The sequence below is a fragment of the Streptomyces sp. NPDC127097 genome (assembly GCF_042724075.1).
Classification (GTDB): Bacteria; Actinomycetota; Actinomycetes; order Streptomycetales; family Streptomycetaceae; genus Streptomyces.
In genome coordinates this window covers 288,648-311,191 of record NZ_JBHXFI010000003.1, presented here as the reverse complement: position 1 = coordinate 311,191, position 22,544 = coordinate 288,648, and the positions used below count along the sequence as shown (strand labels likewise).

Genomic DNA, 22,544 nt, shown 5'->3' with positions numbered 1-22,544 from the left:
ATATGCCCGCCCTGACAGTACTGCCCACGACCGCCGCGCGGCCGCAGCACCTCGGCCGGGGTCCCCCGGACGCCCCAGCGCCCCGGTCCGGACGGAGAGGGGGAGGCCGTCGGCGCCGCGTCCCCACGGCCTGCGTCGGCGAGGACGGCGACGGGGACGACGACGGCGGCGCGCGCACGGCGCGTGCTGCGACGCGGGGAGAGCCGTGGTGGTGCTGGTGCCACCCCGCGAACGGGCACCAGTGTGATCGACCGCGGACCGGCCGGACGCCGAGGATTCTTGCCGTGGCAGCGCACCCCGCGCGCCGACGGGAGGATCGATGTCCGCGTTCAGAACACCACGGTGGCCGAGAGCCGCGCTGTCGGGAATGGCCGCCGCCGCATTGCTGACGGCGGTGCTTCCCACCGCGGCCCCGGCCCGCGCGGCGGACCGGTCCGCGCCGCCGGTACCGGCCCGCTACGCCCACCAGCGGCTCAACTGGCAGCCCTGCGCGGGGAAACCGTCTCTGGAGTGCGCGCGCATGACCGTGCCGCGCGACTGGCATCACCCGGACACCGGGCCGGACCTCACCGTCGCGGTCTCCCGGCACCGCGCGACCGACCCCGCCCGGCGGCGCGGTGTCCTGATGATGGCGGCGGGTGGGCCGGGGGCCTCGGGGCTGACCCGGCCCGCGGACTTCGCCGCACGCTCGCCCGCCGTGGGCGCCGCATACGACGTGGTCGGCTTCGACCAGCGCGGCGTCGGCAGCAGCACACCCGCCCGGTGCCAGACCGACGCCGAGTTCCAGGACTTCTACGCCCACGACTTCCGCGACCGTTCGCCCGCGGCCCTGCGCGGCGTCCTCGACCGCTCCCGGCGGCTCGTCGCCGGCTGTCTGCGGCGCAGCGGCGACGTGGTGCCCTGGCTGACCACCGAGCAGGCGGTGCGCGACATGGATCTGTTCCGTGCCCTGCTCGGCGTACGGAAGATCTCCTATTACGGGCCCTCCTACGCGACCTGGCTCGGCGCCTATTACGCGACGGAGTTCCCGCGGCGCGTCGAGCGCGCCGTACTGGACAGCAACCTGGACTTCAGCGGTACCTGGCAGAACGCCGAAGCAGGCCAGCCGAGAAGCTTCCAGCGGCGCTTCGAGCAGGACTTCCTGCCCTGGATCGCCCGGTACGACGCCACGTACCACTACGGGCGTACCGCGGGCGAGGCGAAGGCACGCTGGGAGGCGCGCCGCCGCGCCCTGCGGGACCATCCGCTGACCGTCGGTTCCCTGACGATCGGGCCCAACCAGCTCGACAACGCCACCCTTCAGAACCTCTACAACGCACAGCGGCAGTTCGCCCCACTGGCGTCCGCCCTCAGCGCCCTCGACCACTGGCCGACCGCCACACCGGCCGAGCGCACCCTCGTCGGAAAGCTCTTCGGCAGCTATCTGTCCCCGGGGTTCGCCGCCGCCTTCTTCTCGGTGACCTGCAACGACACCCGGTGGCGCGGTGACCTCGGCTACTGGCTCCGGCGCAGCGCCGAGGACACCGCGGCCCATCCGCTCGCCGGGGCGCGCGAACTCGCCTACGCGGCGACCTGCGCGGCCTGGCCGGTGCCCGCCGCACCCCGCGTACGCGTCACCGGCAAGGGCCTGCCGACCACACTGATGCTCAACTCGGAGCACGATCCCGCCACGCACTACGAGGGCGCGCTCGCGGCACACCGGGCGCTGCGCGGTTCGCGGCTGGTCACCGTGACCGGCGGCGGCGATCACGGCCAGTACCAGAACGGCAATGCGTGCGTGGACGGCCTGGTGAACGCCTATCTCCTCGACGGAGCCGCCCCGGAGCACGATGTGACCTGCGCGGCCGGCCCGCTGCCGGTGCCGTCGGGACGGGGGTAGCGCACGGCCCGCACAGCGGCCCGGGAGGCGGCGGCGACCCACCGGTGGTTCAGTGGAAGGAGAGACAAAGCCCATCCATGTGTGTTCCGACATGTGCGTTCCGAAGGTGAGAGCGATGTCTGAGTTCAACCTCGGCGATCCGCTGGACAAGAACTCGGAAGAGTTCGTCACGACACCACCCCCCGTCGTCCTCCGGGTCCAGCCGAGCGGCTTTGTGCGGCTGAAGACCCCCGAGCAACTCCGGGCGTGGGAACAGGCGGTGCGGCTCACCACCGGTCTGGAAATCGTCGCCGACAACCTCGCGGGGGTGGCCGCCGAATCGGGCTGTGAATTCGGCGAGGCGAGCCATAGCGACGCGTGCGACATGGCATGATCCTGGCCGTCTCCTTCCACGACGACCTGCATGCCCTCGCGGTCCAGCACGCGGTGCGCAGCCGCGGTCACGCCTTCCATGTCGTGGAATGCGACACCATCAGCGGCCGGCGGAGCCTCTCTTGGCGCTCCCACCGCGAGGAAGCGGACGGTCGCGCCGGTGCCGCGACCGTCCTGACGTCCGAGGGCGTGCCGGTGTCGCCGGAGGAGGCGGCGCTGCTGTGGTGGCGGCGGGCCAGGGCCGATCAGGACATCACCGGGGCGGCGGGCAGCGCCCATGAGCGCAGTCTGGTCAACAACGACTGCCGTGGCGCGCTGGGCGGAATTCTCGCGGCCACCTTTCACGGCGACTGGATTTCGCCGCCCGCCGCGACCGACCTGGCCGCCGACAAGCTGTATCAACTGGCCGTGGCCCACGCGTCGGGATTCCGGGTGCCACGGACCCTGATCTCGCAGTCACGGGACGAGGTCATCGCCTTCACCCGGCAGGTCGGACGGACCATCGTCAAGCCCGTGGTCGGCGCCCGCGGGCCCTCCCTCTACACACGCCGGCTCGACGACCCGGAACTGATTCCGGCGCCGTCGTTCGAGATCTGCCCTGCGACGTATCAGGAGTACATCGAAGGAAGCCGCCACATCAGGCTCAATTGCTTCGGTGACCGGATGTATGCCGCGCTGATCGAGACCACCGCGCTCGACTGGCGCCCCGACCTCAATGTGCCCATCTCGGCGTGGCCCGTCCCCGACGACATCCGGCGGCGCGTCGGTACCGTACTGCGCCAACTCGGCCTGCGCATGGGCATCGTGGACCTGAAACTGACCCCGGAAGGGGAGCCGGTCTGGCTTGAGGTGAATCCGCAGGGGCAATTCCTGTTCCTGGAACCGCTCACCGGGGAACCGCTGGCCGAGCACTTCGCCGACTTCTTGCTCTCCGCGGCCTGAGCGGGGCCGGCCCGGACCGACGACGGGCGAGCCCCGGTGGAACGACGGCTGACGTGACCGTCCCGGATCAGGCCCGTCGTACGAGGAGTTCGGTGTTGCGGTCCGCCGCGGTGCCCGCCAGCCCTTCGTGGACCGCGCCCGTCATACCGGCGAGACCGGGTGCGTTGTAGGACAGCTCGCGGTAGAGGGACGCGAGCCCGACGGCCGACAGGTCGCCGAAGTCCGTGCGGTGCGGCGCGGCGGACTCGATGAGGGTGGTGAACAGGGACAGCGTCCCGTCGTGGTTGTCGACGAGTTCGATGACCCGGGCATGCTGCGGATAGTCCACATGCGAGGCGGTGTTGACCTCCCAGAAGGAACGGGCGGCCGTCGGGTGGGCGTGCGGCGTGATGCGATTGATGTGGCTGTGGCCGTTGATCCACGCCACCACGTTCGGGAACCGGTTCAGCAGGGCGATGACCTCCTCGCCGTCGTGCCGCCGTTCCTCCGCACGCGCCGCGTCAGGTCGCCGGGTCATGCTCGGGCTGTGATGGTGGCTGAACACCAGGATGTGCGCGTCATCGGCACCGGCATTGCGCACCAGCCGCCCGTCCGCGTCGTAATGGCGGGAGCTGTGCGCGGCCAACGTCCGTTCCAGCCACTGGAGTTGCTCGGTGCCCAGCGACCCCTCGTAGTGACCGCTGCGGTAGGTGGTGTCGATGCTGATGCCGACGACACCCTCCGCGACGGGGAAGGCGTAGTACATCCGGTCGCCGTCGAGGTGGTTGTCGGTGTAGCCGTGGCCGACGGGCCCCGCGCCCGCGAAGGCCGGGTCCAGGTGGGCCCGCAGATACTCGTGCGGGGTGGCCATCCGCCGGCGCTCGTCGGGGGTCACGGTCCGTGCCCGGCGGGCGTTGCGGGCGAGGATGTCCTTGAGCACCGTGCTCTTGGGGTCGTCGCCGGAATCCAGCACCTTCTTGAACGCGGCGACATCGGTGTCAGGTACGGAGAACAGCTTGCGTGACCCGGTGATGTACTCCGTCAGCATCGGGTCCTGCGGAGCCAGACAGCCGCCCGGCAGGTCGTCGTGGTTGCCGGGCGTCGAGTACCACGGCATGCGCAGACCGGGGCTGGTGACCGGGCGCATCGCGGCTTCGAGGTAGCCGGGTATCCGCGGGAGCCCCCGCTGCTTGTCCTGGTCGCGCAGGACGGCGTCCGGGTGCCAGTACAGAGGGAGGCCGGAGTTCTGTACGCCCTCGAAGGACGCCGGGTCTCCGGTGTTGGGCGTGATGCGGCCGCCGCTCATGAGGGTGAGGAACCACTCCAGCTCGACCATGGAGTGGTTGTCGATGTTGTCGCCCGTGGACATGACGAACGCCGGCGGACGGCCCGTGTGGGGTCCGCCGCCGAGTGCGTTGGCCTGCTCCACCAGCGAGACCGAACCGGCCACCGACAGCGCCTCCTGCGCCCGCCACGTCCCCGGCGACCCGGCGCGCAGGAACTCGGTGCGCAACGGGCTCTGGACGTCGACCACATGGAGGTCGGTGAACTGGACGAAGCACGCCAGAGGGGTGCGCCGGTCCTGGCGTCCGGTCGACGCGGCGGCGAGTTCACCCCGGACGACCAGCGGCCAGCCCGGGCCGGAGCCGAGGCGGCGGTAGCCGCTGCTGCCGACGAGGCGCGCCGCGGTGTCCAGCGTGGTGGCGCCGTACGGTGCCGCGCGGCGCACGGCCGGGCGGGCGGGCGCGGTGCGGGGGAGCGTCCGTGCGTGTCCGTCGCCCGGCGCCGCGCTGCTGTTGCGCTGGCCAGGCAGCGCCCAGGCGGCGCCGGCTCCGGCGACGGCGGCACCGGAAGTGAGGAGGAAGTGACGACGGTTGGTGGGGATCTGGGTCATACCGGCCATGCGGCCCTCCGTGCCGTGGCGGGAGGCCCGACCACAGCGGTGTCACCAATCGGAATGTCTCATTCCAGAGCTTGGGCGGTGAGCGTGACCGGTAGCTGAACGAACCCGGAACGCGGTACACCCATTGCCTGTCGGTTACCATCCGTCCCTCGCCCGGCCGTGCCGACCGGGACGCCCCGCTCCGAAGCCGCCGCATGACCACGCGATGTCCGGTACATCTGTCGAAGGCGAACCGCAGGGAAACCCGCCGCTCGCCGACGGCGACGAGGACGCGGGATCAGGTCCCCCGCCCCGCGCCGTCCCCCAGTTCCCCACGGCAGGAGAGCCCATGTCCAGCAGCCCCGCCCCGATCCGTATCACGTCCTACGGCGCCCGCTGGGGCGCTCCGCCCCGGCATGACACCGGCGCCCTCGTACTGGACGTCCGGGACCGGATGTGGGACCCGGCCGACGTGGCGGTCACCGCGCCGCTGGTCGTGCTGACGGGGCTGGACCCCGAGGTCCGCGACTATGTGCTGTCCGCCCCGGACGCCCGGCAGACCGTCGAGCGCACCGGCCGTCAGCTGCTCGCCCTCCACCGGGCCGCCACCGACGAGGCGGTGCACCTCTACGTCGCCTGCTGGTACGGCCGCCACCGGGCGCCGGCCGTCGCCCGTGCCGTCGCCGACTGGCTCGCCGAGCGCGGAACGGCCGCCGACGTCGAACACCGCGACATCACCCGCCCCTTGATCCACCGCGAACCCGCGAAGCAACTGGAAGCCTGCGCCTTCTGCCGGATGGCCGCCGGCACGGACCCCGCCCCGCTCGTCCGTGACTGGCCCGACGCCTTCGCGATCGTGCCCCGCCGCCCGGTCACCCCCGGACACCTGCTGGTCATTCCCCGCCGCCATGTCCGGGACGCGACGACCGACCCTGCCGTGACCGCCGCCGTGATGCAGCGCGCCGCGGAGCTCGGCGGAGAACTCGCGGAGGACCTGAACATCATCACCGCGGCCGGCCCGGCGGCGACCCAGACGGTCTTCCACGCCCATGTCCATCTCATCCCCCGGCGCCACAGCGACGGCCTGCCACTGCCCTGGACCCCGCAGCGTCGGTGAGTTCGGCCCCCGATGCCTGCCCTGTACGGACCCAAGGGCGTTGCCCAGTACTACCTAAGGGCGTTCGATATCGCCACCACCGCACTAGAGTGAAGCGGTGACCCCGTTACCGGAAAACCTGCCGCCACGGATCAGCGAAGAGGACCGCGACGCGGCCGTACAGCGCCTCCAGGACGCGTTCACCCAAGGGCATCTCTCGCACGAGGAGATGGACGCACGCCTCCACCAGGCACTTACCGCCAAGGCGCCCGGTGAGCTCGTGGAGGCTCTGACCTCGCTCCCCGAGGAGGACGCGGGGGCCACGGCCACGATCGCCGTCGCCGGCGGACGCATCCACCGGCGCGGCGCCTGGCGGGTACCTCGCACGCTCACGGTCGCGTCCGCGTTCGGCAGGGTGCACCTGGACCTGTCCCGGGCGGTGATCGAGCATCCGGTGGTCGACATCGAGCTGCAACTCGGCACCGGCAGGGCCAGGATCACGGTGCCCCGCGACGCGACGGTCGAGGTCGAGGGGCTGCACGCCGGGTGGAAGGACCCGCTCTACAAGATCAGGCGGCGCCCCCGCACCGGCGGACCAACGATCCGGATCTCCGGAACCATGGGGTTCGGACGGTTGAAGATCCGCCACGCGTGGCGCTGAGGTCCCCTCCGGCGCCAGGCCCACCTGACCGGCGGGGAGCCGACGAGCCGGCCCCTGCCCCGCGGATCACCACTCCCACGGAAGCCGTCCCCCCGCGCCTCCGCCCGCGCCTTCGCCCGCGCCCCCGGCCGAGCGGCGGCCCGCGTCGGTCGAGGCCGGGCGACGGCCCAGGTTGAGGGCGGTACCGAGGTCGACGGTCGGGTCGAGCGTGGCGTCGATACGGGCGTGGAGCAGCGGGCCGCCGCCGGTGAAGCCGGTGGTGCCGAGGGCCGCGTTGAGCTTGGCGGCGGCCGCCGCGGTGACCGTGATGCCGGTCTCCATACGCAGCGCCGCGGCATGGGTGTCGATGGCGGAGGCGATGGCGGGGCGGGTGAAGGTGCCCACGGCCATGCTCGGGCCGCGGTTCAGCCGGGCGCGGAGGGTGCCCTGGCCGAGGTCGACGGTGAAGCCGGTGACCTTGACGACCTTCTTGCTGGTGCGGTTGACCAGCGCGATCCCGGCATCGGCGAGCCGCAGCTCACCGCCGACTTTGCCACCGCTGTTGGTGACCGCGCCGCCCTTGATGCCCAGGCTGATGCCCTTGGCGTCGTGGTGCGGGGTGACGGTGCCCCGGGTGTCGACGTGCGCGAGCGCCACGCCGCGTGCCTTGAGCGCGGCAAGAAGGGCGGGCGGCGTGGCGAAGCTGGCCGAGCCGCCCTTGACGGGGACCTCGGTGTGGCCGGCGGGGCGGTCCGGGGCGGACCGGCTGCCCGGCGGCGGGGTGGCGGCGGAGGGCTGTGCCGGGGCCGGTGCGGCGGCGAGAAGAGCGGTGGTGAGCGCCAGAGCGGCGGTTGTGGCGAGATGGCGAGCGCGCATATGTGTCCCTTTCTCCGGTGCGACCGAGTGCCGGCATCGGATGCCGGTGACCCACCGCCGACGGCCGGCCGGTGGGGCATCCGTACCGTGATCACCTAGTCACTTTAAGTGGCTGTCTGCGGGGTCCCCGGCAGCCCGGCCGGGGACTGGGCCAGGCGCCTGAAATCCGGCGCTGCGCAGAGCTATGCGGTCCCGGGCGATCAAACGCCGTGAAAGGGGGTGAGTACCCTCGACGCGACAGTCGGAGTGGCTCCCCCACCCGGGGGACGCGGGGCCGGTGGCCGGTGGCCCTGGAGGCCCGTACGGAACGGCCGTCGCGGGCCCCTTCGCCCCGGCGACACACCAGGAGCCCGCATGACGAAGGCGCCCCAGGTCAGCCCGACCCCCGCCGTCGGGGTTCTCATCGCCCGGCGCGACGGCCTCGACGCCGGCCGGCTGGCTGCCGGGCGGCGAGCCGACGCCCGCATGCCCGGGGCCCTCGATGTCCGACTCGACAGCAGCGTCACACAGCGGCGCGTCCGTACCCGGCTGCGTGGAGCCCGGGAGTTCCTCCAAGTGCCGTGAGCGGAACCGTTGTTGCCGGTCGGCAGCCGCGGGGCTCGATCCGTCTCCCCGGGTATGGCCACCTGGGCCTACCGCCGGTAACTTGTCCCCGGCCCGCCGGTGGTGTCCTGCCGAGCGGCCGCTTGTCGGACGAAGCCGGCGAGCACGCCCGATGAAGCAGGCGATGACGTGCAGCCGCTCTTACGTTCCGTGTGCCGTGTCCTGGCGATGTGCCTCGTACTGACGGGGCTCGCCGTCTCCGGGGCGGTCGCGGCTCCGGCCCGGCCGGATGCCTCCGCGTCCGGACCGTCCGCCGCCGGGAAGGCCGCCGAGGCGTGGACCGCTCCGCTCTCCACCAGGGGCCGCTATATCGTCGACGCCGACGGCCGGCGCTTCCGGCTGAAGTCCGCCAACTGGGACGGGGCGCAGGGCTCCTGGAACGGTTCGGGCGACATCGACGACCCGGCCACCCACCACGGCGGCCAGAACTCCCACGGCATACCCCTCGGCCTCGACCGGGTGGGGATCGCCGCGCTGCTGGACGACTTCCGGGCGCTGGGCCTGAACAGCATCCGGCTGCCGTTCTCCAACGAGATGCTCCGTGCCACGGCCCCCGTGCCCGATGCCGCGGTCGCCGCCAACCCGCACCTGCGCGGCAAAACCCCCCTGGGCGTCTTCGACGCCGTGGTCGAGGCCCTGACCGCGGGTGGCTTCGCGGTCATCCTCAACAACCACACCAACACCACCCGATGGTGCTGCGGCCTCGACGGCAACGAGCGCTGGAACAGCCGCCAGTCCACCCGGCAATGGGCCGATGACTGGGTCTTCATGGCCCGCCGCTACCAGCACAACACCCGCGTGGTGGGGGCGGACCTCTACAACGAGGTGCGCCGTGACGTCCTGGACGACCCCAACTGGGGCCTGGGCGACGGCCACGACTGGCAGGCCGCCGCGCAGGAGGCGGCGGACCGGATCCTCACCGAGGCCAACCCCCGTCTCCTCATCGTCATCGAGGGCATCAACTGGACCGGCGTGCCGGTGGACGGTCTGCCGCACGGCCGTCCCACCCTCGCCCCGGTCCGTACGCTCTCGCACACCCTCGTCACGTCCGGGAAACTCGTCTACTCGGCCCACTTCTACGGCTACACGGGCCCGCACCACAGCGGTGCCACAGGAGTGGGGGAGACCAGTGACCCCCGCTACCAGGACCTGACCCGCGACCAGCTCCGTGCCGTACTGCACGACCAGGCGTTCTATGTCTCCGCGGAGAGCGGCCGGCATTTCACCGCGCCCCTGTGGATCAGCGAATTCGGCGTCGGATCCGGGGAATCAAACCAGGCCGCCCGAGCCTGGTTCGGCAACCTCACGGACTACCTCGCCGACACCGACACGGACTTCGCCTACTGGCCGCTCGTCGGCTGGCGCACCGACGGCCCGGGCGGGCCGGCCGGGGACAACTGGGCCATGCTGCGCTACGACAACGCCGGACGCCGCAGCGGCATCCTCGACGGCGACGACTGGCGGGCGGCCGCCTGGCACCGGCTCATGACCGCGCCGCAAAAGACGGGACCGGTGGCACCGACCCCCGCCTGGCACCTGCTCACCACCGACCACCGCGACTTCGTCCAGTCCCTGAGCGCCCGCTCGCTGGGCGACTGGGACGGCGGCGCCCGCAAAGCGGCCTGCCCCGACGGCGAACGGCTCATCGGCCTCAGCCACACCCGCGGCCGCGGGCTGTGCACCGACGCCCCCACGGCCCGCCCTCTGCACGCGCCCGGCAGCCTCCCCACCGTGGTGCGGGACGAACGCCATGTTCCCGCCGGCGGGGACTGGGCGCCCGGCTACAGCAAACTCCAGTGCCCCGACGGGCACTTCCTCACCGGTTACAGCCTGCGGGGTGAGGGAGTCTCCGCCGCGTTGTGCACACCGGCCCGCGCGGCTCTCGGCACGGGCGGCAGCACCCTCTGGTTCGACCGCGGCGACAACCGTCCGCCCGACGACCCCGGTGGCGACTTCGCCCACGGCCACTACAAGGGACAGTGCTCCTCCCGCTCCTACGCGGCCGGCATCGCCTACACCTACCGACTCGGCCACCTGGGCCGCCCCGACGCCCTGCTCTGCCGCCCCCTGACCGGAGAAAACTGAGTCGACCGGAAGGACCGGCCGGGGTATCAAGGGACGCTGTCCACGACACCGTTCCGAGGCGGAGGGCGCCCATGTGCGCACGCAGGATGCATACCGACGAGGCGGACATCGACGTCCCGCTCGTGCGCCGTCTGGTGGCTGCGCAGTTTCCCCGGTGGGCGGACCTGCCCGTCACGGCGGTCGACTCCGCCGGCACCTCCAACGCCATGTTCCGGCTCGGCGACGACATGGTCGTACGGCTCCCGCGCATCGCGGGGGCCGCCCACGACGTGGCGAAGGAGCACCACTGGCTGCCCCGGCTGGCCCCCTCGCTCCCGGTGGCCGTACCGGGGCCGTTGGGCAAGGGCATGCCCGCCGACGGCTACCCCTGGCAGTGGTCCGTCTACCGCTGGCTCGACGGGGAGACACCGGCCACCGGCCGCCTCGCCGCGCCCCACGCGCTCGCGGCGGATCTGGCGGAGTTCGTCACCGCGCTGCACCGGATCGACCCCGCGGACGGGCCGCCGTCCTACCGCAGCGAATCCCTGGCGGCCCGGGACCGGGCGACCCGCGCCGCGGTGGCGGAGCTGCCCGGCATCGTCGACACCGGCGCGGCCATCGCCGCCTGGGAGACGGCCCTCCAGGCGCCCGCCTGGCCCGGCCCGGCCGTCTGGATCCACGCAGACCTGCAACCAGGAAATCTGCTGACCGTCCGTGGACGGCTCGCCGCCGTCATCGACTTCGGCTGCCTCGGCCTCGGCGATCCCGCCGTCGACCTGATCGTGGCGTGGTACGTGCTGCCCGCCGAGGCGCGCGGCGCCTTCCGTACGGCGCTGGGGGCCGACGACGCCACCTGGGCCCGCGGCCGTGGCTGGGCGCTGTCGATCGCGCTCAGCGAACTCCGCTACTACCGCGACAGCAACCCGGTGATGGCGGCCATCGCCCGGCAGGTCATCGAGGAAGTCCGCATCGAGCATGCGCGGGCCGTCGTCTGACACCCGATCACCGTCCCACCTCGGACCGCCGTCTGACCCCGGATCACCGTCGGGCTTGCGGTCCGCCGGGCTCGGCTCCGGCCGCACGGCCTCTGCCCCGACGCCCGGTGCCGGCCCCGAAAGCCGTATGTGACCGATGTCCGGAACGATCGTTCTCAGATGATGAAACGCATCCTCACCACCTCGTTCCTTGTCCTGTCCTGCCTGGTCCCGGCCGCTCCGGCGCAGGCCGACGGCCCCGAGCGGATGCCGCAGGTGGCGGGCCAGGGCCTGGTCGCCGCCTACCGGGCCCTGAACTACGACTCCTCCGTCCGGCTCCTGGACGGGCGCGGCGCGGGCCGCCATGTGCTGTGGCCGGCGAGCTGGAAGGTCTGCTCGCAGAGCCCGGAGGCAGGCGCACCCCTACAGGGCCGCGATGCCACGCTCACCGTCGTCAAGACCCATGAGGCGTGTCCGGTCTGACATCCGGCGTCCGCGGTGCCGCGGGGCTCAGTCGCGCGGGAGACGGCCCTTGCTGCGCATGGCGGCACGGACGCGGTCCTCGGCGAGGCGGCGGCCGGCGGCATGCGGGGTGATGTCCTGCTGCCGGGCCTCGTCCAGGACCGTCACCGTGTTGGCCCGCAGCCTGGCCGAGACCGACTCGAAGATGCTCGCCGTGCCGGGCCGGAACCCGGAGTAGCGGGCATCCATCGCGAAGGCGGCCGCGACCACACCGCCGGCGTTGGCCACGAAGTCGGGCAGCACGGTGACACCGCGCTCGGCGAGAATGCTCCGGGCCTCCGCCGAAGTCGGCAGGTTCGCGCCCTCCACGATGAGCTTCGCCTTGATCTCGTGCGCGGTGCCGCGGTGGATCACGTCCTGGAGCGCGGCGGGCACCAAGACGTCGCAGTCCACGGTGAGTTCGGCGCCCGCAGGGAGCGCGGTACCGGCCGGGTGACGGGTGACGAAGTGGTCGCCGTGCTCGTCGCGCGCCGCCAGCAGGGCCCCCACGTCGAGACCGCTGGGGTCGTACCGCACCCCCTGGGCGGTGGACACCGCCACGATGGTGGCGCCCAGCTCCGCGAACCGGGTGGCGGCCGCGCTGCCGACCGCACCGAAGCCCTGGAGGGCGACCCGGGAGCCGGCCAGCGGCAGCCCCTGGTGCTGCGCCGCGGCGTCGGCCGCCTCCGCCACCCCGTAGCCGGTGACGCCGAGCTTGTCGTAGGCCACCCCACCGAGATGCCCGGGAGTACCGACGGCGGCACCGCGGTCGCCCAGCTCGTCCTGGATGAGGGCGGCATCACTCTCGGTCAGGCCCATGTCGAGCCCCATCACATACTCGCGGGGCACCTCGTTGGACAGCGCACGGGCGAAGGCCCGCAGCACCGCCTCCTTGTCGCGGGACGCCGGGTCGGCGACGATGCCGGCCTTGGCGCCGCCGTAGAAGAGGTCGACAGCGGCCCACTTCCACGTCATGACACGGGCCAGCCGGGAGACCTCCTCCACGGTCACGCCGGGACTCATCCTCGTTCCGCCCTTGCCGGTCCCGCGGGCGGTGTTGTCGATCACCAGGACGCCCTTCATGCCGGTGCGCCGGTGCGAGACGACGACGATCTTCTCGGGGCCCCACTCGTCGACGAGGGAGAGTGCGTCAGTCACGGGAGTGTTCCTTGTCGGTAGGAAGCGAAGGGAGGCCGGCCCGGGCGGTGGTGCCGGCCGGCCGCAGTGCCTGGGCGATCAGCTGGGCGAGATGGGTGCCCCGGCGCGAGGTCTGCTGAGCGATCTGGGTGCGGCAGCTGAAGCCGTCGGCCAGGATCCGGGTGTCCGCCGGGGCCGAGCGCACCGCGGGGAGCAGGACCTGTTCGCCCGCGGCGACGGAGACGTCGTAGTGGCCGCGTTCGAAGCCGAAGTTGCCGGCGAGGCCGCAGCAGCCGGAATCGAGCGCGGTGTTGTCGATGCCCAGCCGGGCCAGCAGCACGCTGTCGGCACCGAAGCCGGAGGTGGCGTGCTGATGGCAGTGGGTCTGGCTGATCGAGCGGGCCTCGATCCGCGGGGGCTGCCAGTCGGGGGCGTGGTGGACGAGGAGTTCGGCGAGGGTGAGCGTGGCGCGGGAGAGGGCGTGGGCTTCCTCGTCGCCGTCGAGGAGTTCGGGCAGATCGGTCTTGAGGGCCGCCGTGCAGCTCGGCTCCAGTCCGACGACGGGGAGGCCGGCGGCGACCGCGGAGGCCAGCGCGGCGGTGGTGCGCCGGGCGATACGGCGGGCCGTGCCGAGCTGTCCGGTGGTGATCCAGGTGAGTCCGCAGCACTGTGTGCCGTCCGGGACCTGGACCCGGAACCCGGCGTCTTCCAGTACGGCCACCCCGGCCTGGAGGACCTCGGGGCTGAAGTGGTTGTTGAAGGAGTCCACCCACAGCACGACCGGGCCGCGCCGGCCGTCGCCCCGGGGCGTACGGCCGCGGAACCAGGCCAGGAAGGTCTGCCCGGCGAAGCGGGGGAGTTCCCGCTGGGCGGCGATCCCGCCGAGCCGTTTGACGGCCGGGGCCAGCCGGGAGGAGGTGAGCGCGTTGACCAGTCGGGGGATCCGGGCGGCCGGCCGTGCCAGCAGCGGCAGCCAGCCCATGGTGTAGTGCGAGGCGGGCCGGAACCGCCCCTTGTAGTGGTGATGCAGGAACTCCGACTTGTAAGTGGCCATGTCCACCCCGACGGGGCAGTCGGCGCTGCACCCCTTGCAGGACAGACACAGATCGAGGGCGTCGCGGACTTCGGTGGAACGCCAGCCGTCGGTGATCACCTCGCCCTGCGTCATCTCGTACAGCAGCCGTGCGCGGCCGCGGGTGGAGTCCTTCTCGTCCCGGGTGACCCGGTAGCTGGGGCACATGACATCCCCGCGGTGCTCGGTGGAGCGGCATTTGCCGACGCCGACGCAGCGGCGGGTGGCCTTGGCGAAGTCCCCGTCGTCGGCGTGGAAGGGGAAGACGGTGGCCAGGGGCAGCGGGGTGCGGTGCGGGCTGACGCGCAGATTTCCGTCGACCGGCAGCGGCTGGACGATCATGCCGGGGTTGAGGCCGTTGTCGGGGTCCCAGATGCTCTTGAACTCCTCGAACAGCGCGATGATGTCGGGTCCGTACATCAGCGGCAGCAGCTCGGAGCGGGCCTGCCCGTCGCCGTGCTCACCGGACAGCGAACCACCGTGGGCGGCGACCAGCCGGGCGGCGTCGGTGACGAAGGCGCGGAAGACGGCGGTGCCCTGCTCGGTGCCGAAGTCGAAGGTGATCCGGACGTGCAGACAGCCTTCGCCGAAGTGCCCGTAGACGGCGCCCTGGAGCCCGTGGTGAGCCAGCAGTTCGGTGAACTTGCGGAGATAGGAGCCCAGTTGGCCGGGCGGGACGGCGGCGTCCTCCCATCCGGGCCAGGCTTCGGCGCCCTCGGGCGAACGGGTGGCCAGCCCCGCGCCGTCCTCCCGGATCCGCCACAGGGTGCGGGCGCGCACGGGGTCGGTGATGATTTCGCTGCCGGTGGACCCGGCGGCCTGGCGCGCGGTCTCGGCCAGCGCCTCGGCCTGCCGGGGCAACGCGTCGGCGGTGCCGCCGAGTTCGGCGAAGAGCCAGGCCCGTGCGGCCGGCAGGGTGTCGATGGCGGCCCGGGTCGCGGGCCGGGTGACGATGTCGGTCAGCGCGTGATCGAGCCCTTCCAGTGCCAGCGGCCGATGCGCCAGCAGGGCGGGCACCGCGTCGGCCGCGGCACAGGCGTCCGTGAACCCGAGGACGACCAGGGCCCGCGCGGGGGGCGGGGAGATGAGCCGGACGGTCGCGGAGAGGATGACGGCCAGTGTGCCCTCGCTGCCGACCAGGGCGCGGGCGAGGTGGAAGCGCCGCTCGGGCAGCAGCTGTTCCAGTGCGTAGCCCGACACCTGCCGCGGGAACCGCCCCAGCCCGGTGCGCAGCGCCGCCAGATTGCGCTGGGCGAGGCGGTGCAGGGACGCGATCAGCTCGCCGCGGTCGTCGCCCGCGGCGATGGCCTCGTCGATCTCCTCGGTGGTCATCTCGCCGAGCCGGACCACCGTGCCGCGGTAGGTGATCACTTCGAGTTCCACGATGTTGTCCGCGGTGCGTCCCCAGGCCAGGGAGTGTGATCCGCAGGCATTGTTGCCGATCATGCCGCCGAGCGTGCAGCGGCTGTGGGTGGACGGGTCGGCGCCGAACAGCAGGCCGTGCGGGGCGGCGGCCCGCTGGAGATCGTCCAGCACGATGCCGGGCTCGACGGTCGCGGTCCGGGCCTCCGGGTCCAGTGCGAGCAGCCGGTGGAAGTACCGGGAGAAGTCGAGCACCACGCCTGGCCCGACGGCCTGCCCGGAGGTGCTGGTGCCCGCGCCGCGTGCGGTGACCGGCACGCCCAGCCGGCGGCAGATCTCGAGCGTGTTCCGGATGTGCCGCCGCTCGCCGGGGAAGACGACGGCCAGCGGTATCTGCCGGTAGTTGGAGGCATCGGACGCATACTGTGCCCGGCGGCCGGCGTCGCCGGCGACCTCGCCGCAGTCCCCCGCGCCGAGGGCCTCGGCCACGGCTGCCGCGTCGAGGCTGCCGGGGCCCTGCGCTGTTGTGGTCACCGTGCTTGCTCCTTTGTGCTCACCGGTCACGTTCGGCCTGGTGCAACCACGATGTGGGCCGGAGGGAACAGGGACAAGGCCCAGCAGGCCGAAAGTATTGACGCTTGAGGGCGAGCAATGCTTATGCTCGCCCCCGTCGTTCCCGGGAGTCCGCCGTGCTGAAGCCACTGCATCTGCTCACGCTGAAGGCCGTCGTCCGCAGCGAGTCGTTCGCGCTCGCGGCCCGCGATCTCGGCTACACCGCGTCCGCCATCTCGCAGCAGATCTCCGCCCTGGAGAAGGAGTCCGGGCTGGTGCTCTTCGAGCGGGAGGCGCACGGTATCCGCCCCACCGCCGCCGCCCACCGGCTGGTCGATCTCAGCACCCATGTGTTGGCCGCCATGGACGATCTCGACCACCAGGTGCAGGAACTCGCCACCGGCGCCACCGGCCGGCTGCGGCTGGGCAGTTTCCCCACGGCCGATGTCCGGCTGGTGCCCTCGGCGCTGTCCGCCCTCGTCGAGACCCATCCACGCGCGCGGATCCAGCTGGAGGAGGCCGAACCCGACGAGCTCCTCGCCGCGCTCAGCCAGGGTGACCTGGACGTCGCGCTGGTCTACGAGTACGGACTCAGCCCCCGCCAGTGGCCCGCCGGCCTGACCCGCCATCACCTGCTCCGGGAGGACCTCATCCTGCTCAGGGCCCGGAACAGCGGCCTGAGCGCGCAGCTGTCCCAGCTGTCCCGGGCCCGCTGGATCACCAGCCGGGAGGACACCGCCGGGGCCCGGTCCTTCCTCCGGCTCTGCGCGGCCGCGGGCTTCGACGCCGCCGTCGCCTTCCGCAGCAACAACTACGCCGTGGTGCGGGAGCTGGTCTCGGCCGGTCTCGGCGTGGCGGTGGTCCCGGCACTCGGGCATCTGCCCAGCGACGGGGTCGAAGCCACCCGGCTCACCCAGCGCTCCGCGCACCGTCAGGTGATGGCGCTGCACCGCAGTGAGAACAGCAATCCGCTGCTCCCCGCCGTGCTGAGCTGTCTGCGCCGCGCGGTGCCGTCCGGTGAGCCGTATCTGCATCCGGCGGAGGACGCCTGACGGTGACGGCGGAGGCGGGCTCCGTCCCTCCCGGGGAGGAGGGAGGGACGGAGCGCCGGCAGAGGTGGCCGACCGCCCGTCACGGAACGGGCGTGGGCTCGGCCTCGTCGGATTCGGACAGGTCGTCCAGGGTGTCGAGATCCACCGAGCCGCCCGGCATGACCTGGCGGGTGTGCCGGTAGCCGTACGCGGCGTAGATGACCAGACCGACGACCAGCCAGCAGCCGAGCCGCACCCAGGTCTCCCACTGGAGGAACGACATCAGCCAGACGGAGAAGACGATGCCGAGGACGGGCACCACCGGCATGCCCGGACACCGGAAACCCCGCTTGAGGTGCGGCTTCTTGTAGCGCAGCAGCAACACGGAGGCGGACACCACCACGAACGCCAGCAGCACGCCGATATTGGTGAGTTCGGCGACGGCGTTGATGGGCAGAACCCCCGCCAGCACGGCGGCCACCCCACCGATCAGCCAGGTGGCGCGGTGCGGAACCTTGCGCTTGGGGTGGATGGCACCGAACCAGGCGGGCATCAGGCCGTCGCGGCTGAGGGCGTACCAGAGCCGGGAGGCGCCCATCATGAACGAGAAGGTCACGGTGACGATGCCGATGACCGCACCGACGGCGATCACATTGGCCAGTCCGCTCAGCCCCACGCTCTGGAACGCGCTGGAGATACCGCTCTTCGGATTGATCTCGCTGTAGTGCTGCATACCGGTGAGCACCACGCAGACCAGCACGTACAGCACCATGGAGACCGCCAGCGACAGCATCATCGCCTTCGGCAGCTTGCGCCGGGCCTCCAGCGACTCCTCCGCGGCCGTACTCAGTGCGTCATAGCCGAAGACCGCGAAGAAGACGGTCGCCGCCCCGGTGAACGCCCCGCCGAGACCGAACGGCGCGAAGGGCTGGAGATTGCCGCTGTCGACCTTGGTGAAGCCGACCACGATCACCAGCAGCACGATCGCGATCTTGACGATGGTCAGCACCGTCTCCACCCGGGCCGAGGTGCGGGTTCCACGCGTCAGCAGCCAGGCCACGCCGAGGCAGATCGCCACCGCGAGCAGGTCGATCTTGTGCCCGGCCCCGGTGCCGGGAGCACCCAGGGCCCAGGCCGGCAGATGGATACCGACGGCCTCCAGCAGGAAGCCCAGATAGCCCGACATCCCGATCGCCACGACGGCGACGATGGCGGTGTACTCCAGGAGCAGATCCCAGCCGACGATCCAGCCCACGAGCTCCCCGAGCACCGCGGCACAGTAGGTGTAGGACGAGCCGGCCTTCGGCACCATGCCGGCGAACTCGGCGTAGGCGAAGGCCGCGCAGAGCGAGGCGGCTCCGGCCACCAGGAACGAGATCAGGACGGCGGGACCGGCGACATCCCGGGCGACGGCCGCGGCCAGACTGAAGATGCCGGCCCCGATGATGGCACCGATGCCGATCATCGTCAGCTGGGTCAGGCCCAGCGTGCGCACCATCCGCGCACCGGTGGGCTGTTCATGGGGAAGTGTTCGCCTGAATACCCCCTTGGGGCCTCTTCCCAGCAGCGCGGGGAGGGTGGATTTCGGGGTGTGATGAGGGGACATCGATCGCTCCCTGTCAGGCACCGGCAGCACGACGGGCCACCGTCGTGGCGTGGGTCACCACTGGCCTGAAACCATCACTCACGATGTCCCCCGGCAAAAGACACCGCAGGGCGACAACTTGCGGTGCTGAGCGCAAGGAAAACTGGCGCAGCCGCGTCAGAGGGCGAGGCCCTCGGGCTCTGGTGTACGCAGCATCTTGTTCCCTGGGGAAGGTAAACTCGTCCCGGAATCCGGGGCGTTGGGCGGCTGCGTGGGCCGGCCCTGATCCGCGGGACGGCCCTCAGCCGGAGGGCGCGCTGCGGGCCCCGGACACCGCCCGCAGGACATCGACCAGCGCCGTCACCGTGGGTCGGTGCTCGACGGAGGAACGGAAGATCACCACGATGTGCCGCTCGATCCGCTCCCGCAGCCGCACCACGTCCAGGCGGGACGCCCGCAGGCCGAGCATCAGATCCGTCACCGTGCTCACTCCGATGCCCGCCTCGACGAGCGCCAGCGTGGCCGCGGTATCGGTCACCTCGTGCTGCACCCGCGGTTCGACACCCGCCCGTCGGCAGGCGGTGCGCACCGCCCGTCCGTAGTAGCTGTCCGCCGACGGCAGGATCCAGCCCAGCTCCTGGGTCTCCGCCAGGCCGATCGCCTCGCGTCCCGCCATCGATCCGGCCGGAACCGCCAGCGCGAACCGCTCGCGGTACAGCCGCCGCACCCGCAGGGCGGGCTCGCGCGGAATCGGCACGTCCGGGTAGTCGAGACCGAGCGCCAGGTCCACCGCGCCGGACGCCACGGCGTCATACACCTCGTCCACATCCATATCGCGGCTCTGCACCGTCAGCGCGGGATGCGCCCGCCGGACCTCCTGGAGCGCCGGCGGCAGCAGTTCGGCGGCCGCCGTGGCGAACAGCCCCACCTGGAGGACGCCGGAGATCTCGTGCCGGGTGCGCTCCAGGGCCTCGACGGCTTCCGCCTCCGTGGACAGGATCCGCTCCGCGTGGCGGGACAGCGTCCGGCCGGCATCGGTCAGCTCCACCCGCCGCCCGACCCGCCGCAGCAGCTCCATGCCCGCGGCCTTCTCCAGCGCGGCGATCTGCTGGGAGACCCCGCCGGGCGTGTATCCAAGGGCCTGGGCCGCCGCGGTGATCGTGCCGCGCCTGGTCAATTCCACCAGCGACCGCAGCTGGGCACTCGTCCAGTCCATATAGAGATCGTAATAGATCGGACGCAGTAACTGTTCGTAGACGTCAACGGTTGGGGTGCTGCACGATGGCGGGCAGCTAGCTGATCAGCAGTCCTCGCCATGCATTGACAGCCCAGCCCACGTGCCGGACGGACGCCCCCGCACCGGGCCGGGCCTCTGGAAGGGATCGGCCTCTTGTCCATGTCATCCACCTCCCGCACCGTCCCGCCCACGGCCGACGTGGTGATCGTCGGCGGCGGTGTGATGGGCACCAGCATCGCGTTCCATCTGGCCGAGGCCGGGGTCCCCGACATCGTCGTCGTCGAACGCGGTGAGCTGGGCAGCGGCAGCTCGGGCAAGCCGATCGGCGGCGTACGGGCGCAGTTCTCCGACCCACTCAACATCGCCCTGGGCAGCCGGAGTCTGCGCGCCTGGCAGGACTTCCCGCAGCGGCCCGGCGCCGACATCCGGCTGGACAGCGTCGGCTACCTCTTCCTGCTCACCAGCGAGCAGCAGGCCGCGGATTTCGAGACCGGCGTCCGCCTCCAGAACAGCCTCGGCGTCCCCAGCCGCATGATCGGCCCCCGCGAGGCACGGCAACTGTGCCCCTACCTCAGCACCGACGGGCTGGTGGCCGCCGCCTACTCACCGACCGACGGCCACGCCCGGCCCGGACTCGCGGTCCGGGGCTATGCGCGCGCCGCCGCACGGGCGGGGGTGGTCTTCGCCCCGCACACCGCCGTCACCGGCCTCGACACCACCGGCGACCGGGTCACCGCCGTGCACACCGACCACGGCCGGATCTCCTGCGCCACGGTCATCTGCGCCGCGGGCGCCTGGTCCGCACGGATCGGTGCGATGGCGGGCGTCCACCTCCCGGTGCGCCCGGTGCGCCGCCAGCTCGCCTTCACGGCGCCGCTCGCACCGCCCGCCCCGCGCATCCCCTTCACCATCGACTTCGCCTCCACGGCCTACTTCCACAACAGCGACGACGGCCTGCTCTTCGGCCTCGCCGACCCCGAGCAGGCCGACGGCTTCGACACCACCTGGACACCGGACTGGCTCCGGCTCTTCCGCGCCGCCGCACGGCGCCGGGCCCCCGCCCTCGCGGACATGGAGACCCGCGACGGCTGGGCCGGACTGTACGAGGTCACCCCGGACCACAACGCGCTGATCGGACGCTCCGGCACGCTGCCCAACTTCCTGTACGCCACCGGGTTCTCCGGTCATGGCTTCCTCCAGGCCCCCGCGGTCGGCGAGATCATGCGCGATCTCCACCTCGGCCGCACACCGTTCGTGGACGTCACCCCGCTCAGCGCCGACCGGTTCACGACCGGCGCCGAAACCCGCCCCGAAGCACACGTGGTGTGAGTTCCCCCGACGAAAGGCAGACCTGTCGATGTTCAGCCAGTGGCAACTGCGCGCCGCCTTCGCCCGGCGGCTCTCCGACATGTACGGGCGGGAGGTGCCCGCCTACTCGACGCTCGTGGACGTCTCGCGCGAGGTCAACGAGGAGGTGCTGCGTGAGCGGGGCGCCGATGCCGAACGCCTGGGATCGATCGGCCGGGTGACCGCCGAACGGCACGGCGCCATCCGGGTCGGCACCCCCGAGGAACTCGGACAGGTCGCCCGCGTCTTCGGCGCGCTGGGCATGCACCCGGTCGGCTTCTACGACCTGCGGGAGGCCGCCGCCAGCGCGGTCCCCGTCGTCTCGACCGCCTTCCGCCCCGTCGACGGCGAGGAGCTGGCCCGGAATCCGTTCCGCGTCTTCACCTCGCTGCTCACCCCGGCGGACCCCCGGTTCTTCGACCCCGAACTGCGTTCCCGCCTGGACAACTTCCTCGCCGGCCGGCAGCTGTTCTCCCCGGAGCTGCTGGCTCTCGCCGACCGCGCGGAAGCCGCCGGAGAACTGTCCGACACGGACGCCGAACGGTTCCTCCACCTCGCCGTGCAGGTCTTCGAACTGTCCCCGGAACCGGTCGACAAGGCATGGTACGAAACCCTGGAGAAGGTCTCCGCGGTCGCCGCGGACATCGGCGGCGTACGCAGCACCCACATCAACCACCTCACGCCCCGGGTCCTCGATATCGACGCGCTCTACCGGCGGATGACCGAGCGCGGCATCGAAATGATCGACGCCATCCAGGGGCCGCCCCGGTGGCCGGGCCCCGATGTCCTGCTGCGGCAGACGTCCTTCCGTGCCCTCGCCGAGCCCCGTGCGATGCGCACCCCGGACGGCGAGGTGATCAGCGGTGCCCTGCGGGTGCGCTTCGGCGAGGTCGAGGCCCGCGGCATCGCCCTCACCCGCCAGGGCCGGGCCCGTTACGACGCGCTGCTCGCCCGCGCCGACGAACTGGCCGCCCGTGAGCCGCAGACCGACCGGGCCGAGATCGCCCGCGCCCTGTGGACGGCGGAACTCCCCGCCACCGAACACGCCCTCGCCGCCCAGGGCCTGGCGCACTTCACCTATCACGTCGTGCCCGGCCGGCCGGCGGACGGCAGCCGCCCGCCCGCGGGCTTCGACGAGCTGCTGGAACAGGGCTGGGTCCGGGCCGAACCGATCGTCTACGAGGACTTCCTGCCACGCTCCGCAGCAGGAATCTTCCAGTCCAACCTCAGCGACGAAGGCGCCAGGAACAACGACCGCACCGGCATCGCCTACGACAGCGCCTGGCTCTCCGGCGCGATCGGACGCGAGGTCCTGGACCCCTTCGACCTCTACGAGGAGCAGCAGAACCGCTCCCTCGCCCAGGTCGCCCGAGAACTCGCCCTGGACGGTCTTCCCGGCTGACCCGGCCGATC

The 22,544-nt window shown here is 72.1% G+C and carries 17 protein-coding genes and 1 pseudogene; 12 read left to right on the top strand and 6 right to left on the bottom strand.

What is annotated here, in order from left to right:
* Positions 1-319: 319 nt before the first annotated feature.
* The 3 genes from ACFWJW_RS05115 to ACFWJW_RS05105 all read left to right on the top strand — a co-directional run bounded on the left by ACFWJW_RS05115 (position 320) and on the right by ACFWJW_RS05105 (position 3,193).
* Entirely contained in the window at positions 320-1,879 is a 1,560-nt protein-coding gene (locus ACFWJW_RS05115; RefSeq protein ID WP_387235043.1) for an alpha/beta hydrolase, read from the top strand.
* 115 nt (positions 1,880-1,994) lie between these two features.
* The gene (locus tag ACFWJW_RS05110; protein ID WP_387235040.1) at positions 1,995-2,252 is read left to right on the top strand and encodes a hypothetical protein; all 258 of its coding nucleotides are present in this window, start codon (positions 1,995-1,997) and stop codon (positions 2,250-2,252) included.
* The gene (locus ACFWJW_RS05105) at positions 2,237-3,193 is read left to right on the top strand and encodes a RimK family alpha-L-glutamate ligase (protein ID WP_387235037.1); all 957 of its coding nucleotides are present in this window, start codon (positions 2,237-2,239) and stop codon (positions 3,191-3,193) included. The genes ACFWJW_RS05110 and ACFWJW_RS05105 overlap by 16 nt, the downstream gene beginning before the upstream one ends.
* Before the next feature lie 67 nt (positions 3,194-3,260).
* Here the strand turns inward: ACFWJW_RS05105 and ACFWJW_RS05100 are convergent, their stop codons facing one another.
* On the bottom strand, positions 3,261-5,075 hold the full coding sequence (locus tag ACFWJW_RS05100) for a TIGR03767 family metallophosphoesterase (protein WP_387235034.1): 1,815 nt from the start codon (positions 5,073-5,075) through the stop codon (positions 3,261-3,263).
* Positions 5,076-5,403: 328 nt separating this feature from the next.
* Between ACFWJW_RS05100 and ACFWJW_RS05095 the strand changes: the two genes are divergently transcribed.
* Together ACFWJW_RS05095 and ACFWJW_RS05090 are read left to right on the top strand one after the other, a co-directional pair.
* Positions 5,404-6,171: an HIT domain-containing protein gene (locus ACFWJW_RS05095; RefSeq protein WP_387235032.1), complete on the top strand. Its 768-nt coding sequence runs from the start codon at positions 5,404-5,406 to the stop codon at positions 6,169-6,171.
* A gap of 97 nt (positions 6,172-6,268) precedes the next feature.
* Positions 6,269-6,811, top strand: coding sequence for a DUF1707 domain-containing protein (locus ACFWJW_RS05090; protein ID WP_387235030.1), 543 nt, complete (start codon positions 6,269-6,271; stop codon positions 6,809-6,811).
* A 66-nt stretch (positions 6,812-6,877) separates the two neighbouring features.
* Here ACFWJW_RS05090 and ACFWJW_RS05085 read toward each other — a convergent pair whose 3' ends face one another.
* Positions 6,878-7,666, bottom strand: a complete 789-nt coding sequence (locus ACFWJW_RS05085) for a hypothetical protein (RefSeq protein WP_387235027.1) — start codon at positions 7,664-7,666, stop codon at positions 6,878-6,880.
* A 390-nt stretch (positions 7,667-8,056) separates the two neighbouring features.
* Between ACFWJW_RS05085 and ACFWJW_RS05080 the strand changes: the two are divergent.
* The 4 genes and pseudogenes from ACFWJW_RS05080 to ACFWJW_RS05065 all read left to right on the top strand — a co-directional run.
* Positions 8,057-8,230: pseudogene (locus tag ACFWJW_RS05080) on the top strand (dTDP-4-dehydrorhamnose reductase); the annotation flags it as partial.
* A 207-nt stretch (positions 8,231-8,437) separates the two neighbouring features.
* Entirely contained in the window at positions 8,438-10,354 is a 1,917-nt protein-coding gene (locus ACFWJW_RS05075; protein ID WP_387235135.1) for a cellulase family glycosylhydrolase, read from the top strand.
* Positions 10,355-10,425: 71 nt separating this feature from the next.
* Positions 10,426-11,328, top strand: a complete 903-nt coding sequence (locus tag ACFWJW_RS05070; RefSeq protein WP_387235024.1) for an aminoglycoside phosphotransferase family protein — start codon at positions 10,426-10,428, stop codon at positions 11,326-11,328.
* Between the two features lie 159 nt (positions 11,329-11,487).
* Positions 11,488-11,790, top strand: a complete 303-nt coding sequence (locus tag ACFWJW_RS05065) for a hypothetical protein (RefSeq protein WP_387235021.1) — start codon at positions 11,488-11,490, stop codon at positions 11,788-11,790.
* 27 nt (positions 11,791-11,817) lie between these two features.
* Here ACFWJW_RS05065 and ACFWJW_RS05060 read toward each other — a convergent pair whose 3' ends face one another.
* Positions 11,818-12,966 (bottom strand): Glu/Leu/Phe/Val dehydrogenase, encoded by a 1,149-nt coding sequence (locus ACFWJW_RS05060; RefSeq protein ID WP_387235018.1) that lies wholly within the window; start codon positions 12,964-12,966, stop codon positions 11,818-11,820.
* A complete protein-coding gene (locus ACFWJW_RS05055) occupies positions 12,959-15,913 on the bottom strand; it encodes an FAD-binding and (Fe-S)-binding domain-containing protein (RefSeq protein ID WP_387235015.1) in 2,955 nt (984 codons plus the stop codon). Before ACFWJW_RS05055 ends, ACFWJW_RS05060 begins: the two co-directional genes overlap by 8 nt.
* 155 nt (positions 15,914-16,068) lie before the next feature.
* On the opposite strand from ACFWJW_RS05055, the gene ACFWJW_RS05050 reads away from it, so the two are divergent.
* On the top strand, positions 16,069-16,983 hold the full coding sequence (locus tag ACFWJW_RS05050; protein WP_387235012.1) for a LysR family transcriptional regulator: 915 nt from the start codon (positions 16,069-16,071) through the stop codon (positions 16,981-16,983).
* A 79-nt stretch (positions 16,984-17,062) separates the two neighbouring features.
* Here ACFWJW_RS05050 and ACFWJW_RS05045 read toward each other — a convergent pair whose 3' ends face one another.
* Together ACFWJW_RS05045 and ACFWJW_RS05040 are read right to left on the bottom strand one after the other, a co-directional pair.
* Entirely contained in the window at positions 17,063-18,460 is a 1,398-nt protein-coding gene (locus ACFWJW_RS05045; protein ID WP_387235009.1) for an amino acid permease, read from the bottom strand.
* A gap of 388 nt (positions 18,461-18,848) precedes the next feature.
* Positions 18,849-19,763 (bottom strand): LysR substrate-binding domain-containing protein, encoded by a 915-nt coding sequence (locus ACFWJW_RS05040; protein ID WP_387235006.1) that lies wholly within the window; start codon positions 19,761-19,763, stop codon positions 18,849-18,851.
* Between the two features lie 180 nt (positions 19,764-19,943).
* On the opposite strand from ACFWJW_RS05040, the gene ACFWJW_RS05035 reads away from it, so the two are divergent.
* Positions 19,944-21,113, top strand: coding sequence for an NAD(P)/FAD-dependent oxidoreductase (locus ACFWJW_RS05035; RefSeq protein ID WP_387235004.1), 1,170 nt, complete (start codon positions 19,944-19,946; stop codon positions 21,111-21,113).
* 28 nt (positions 21,114-21,141) lie between these two features.
* On the top strand, positions 21,142-22,533 hold the full coding sequence (locus ACFWJW_RS05030) for a 2-oxoadipate dioxygenase/decarboxylase family protein (protein WP_387235001.1): 1,392 nt from the start codon (positions 21,142-21,144) through the stop codon (positions 22,531-22,533).
* Positions 22,534-22,544: the final 11 nt, after the last annotated feature.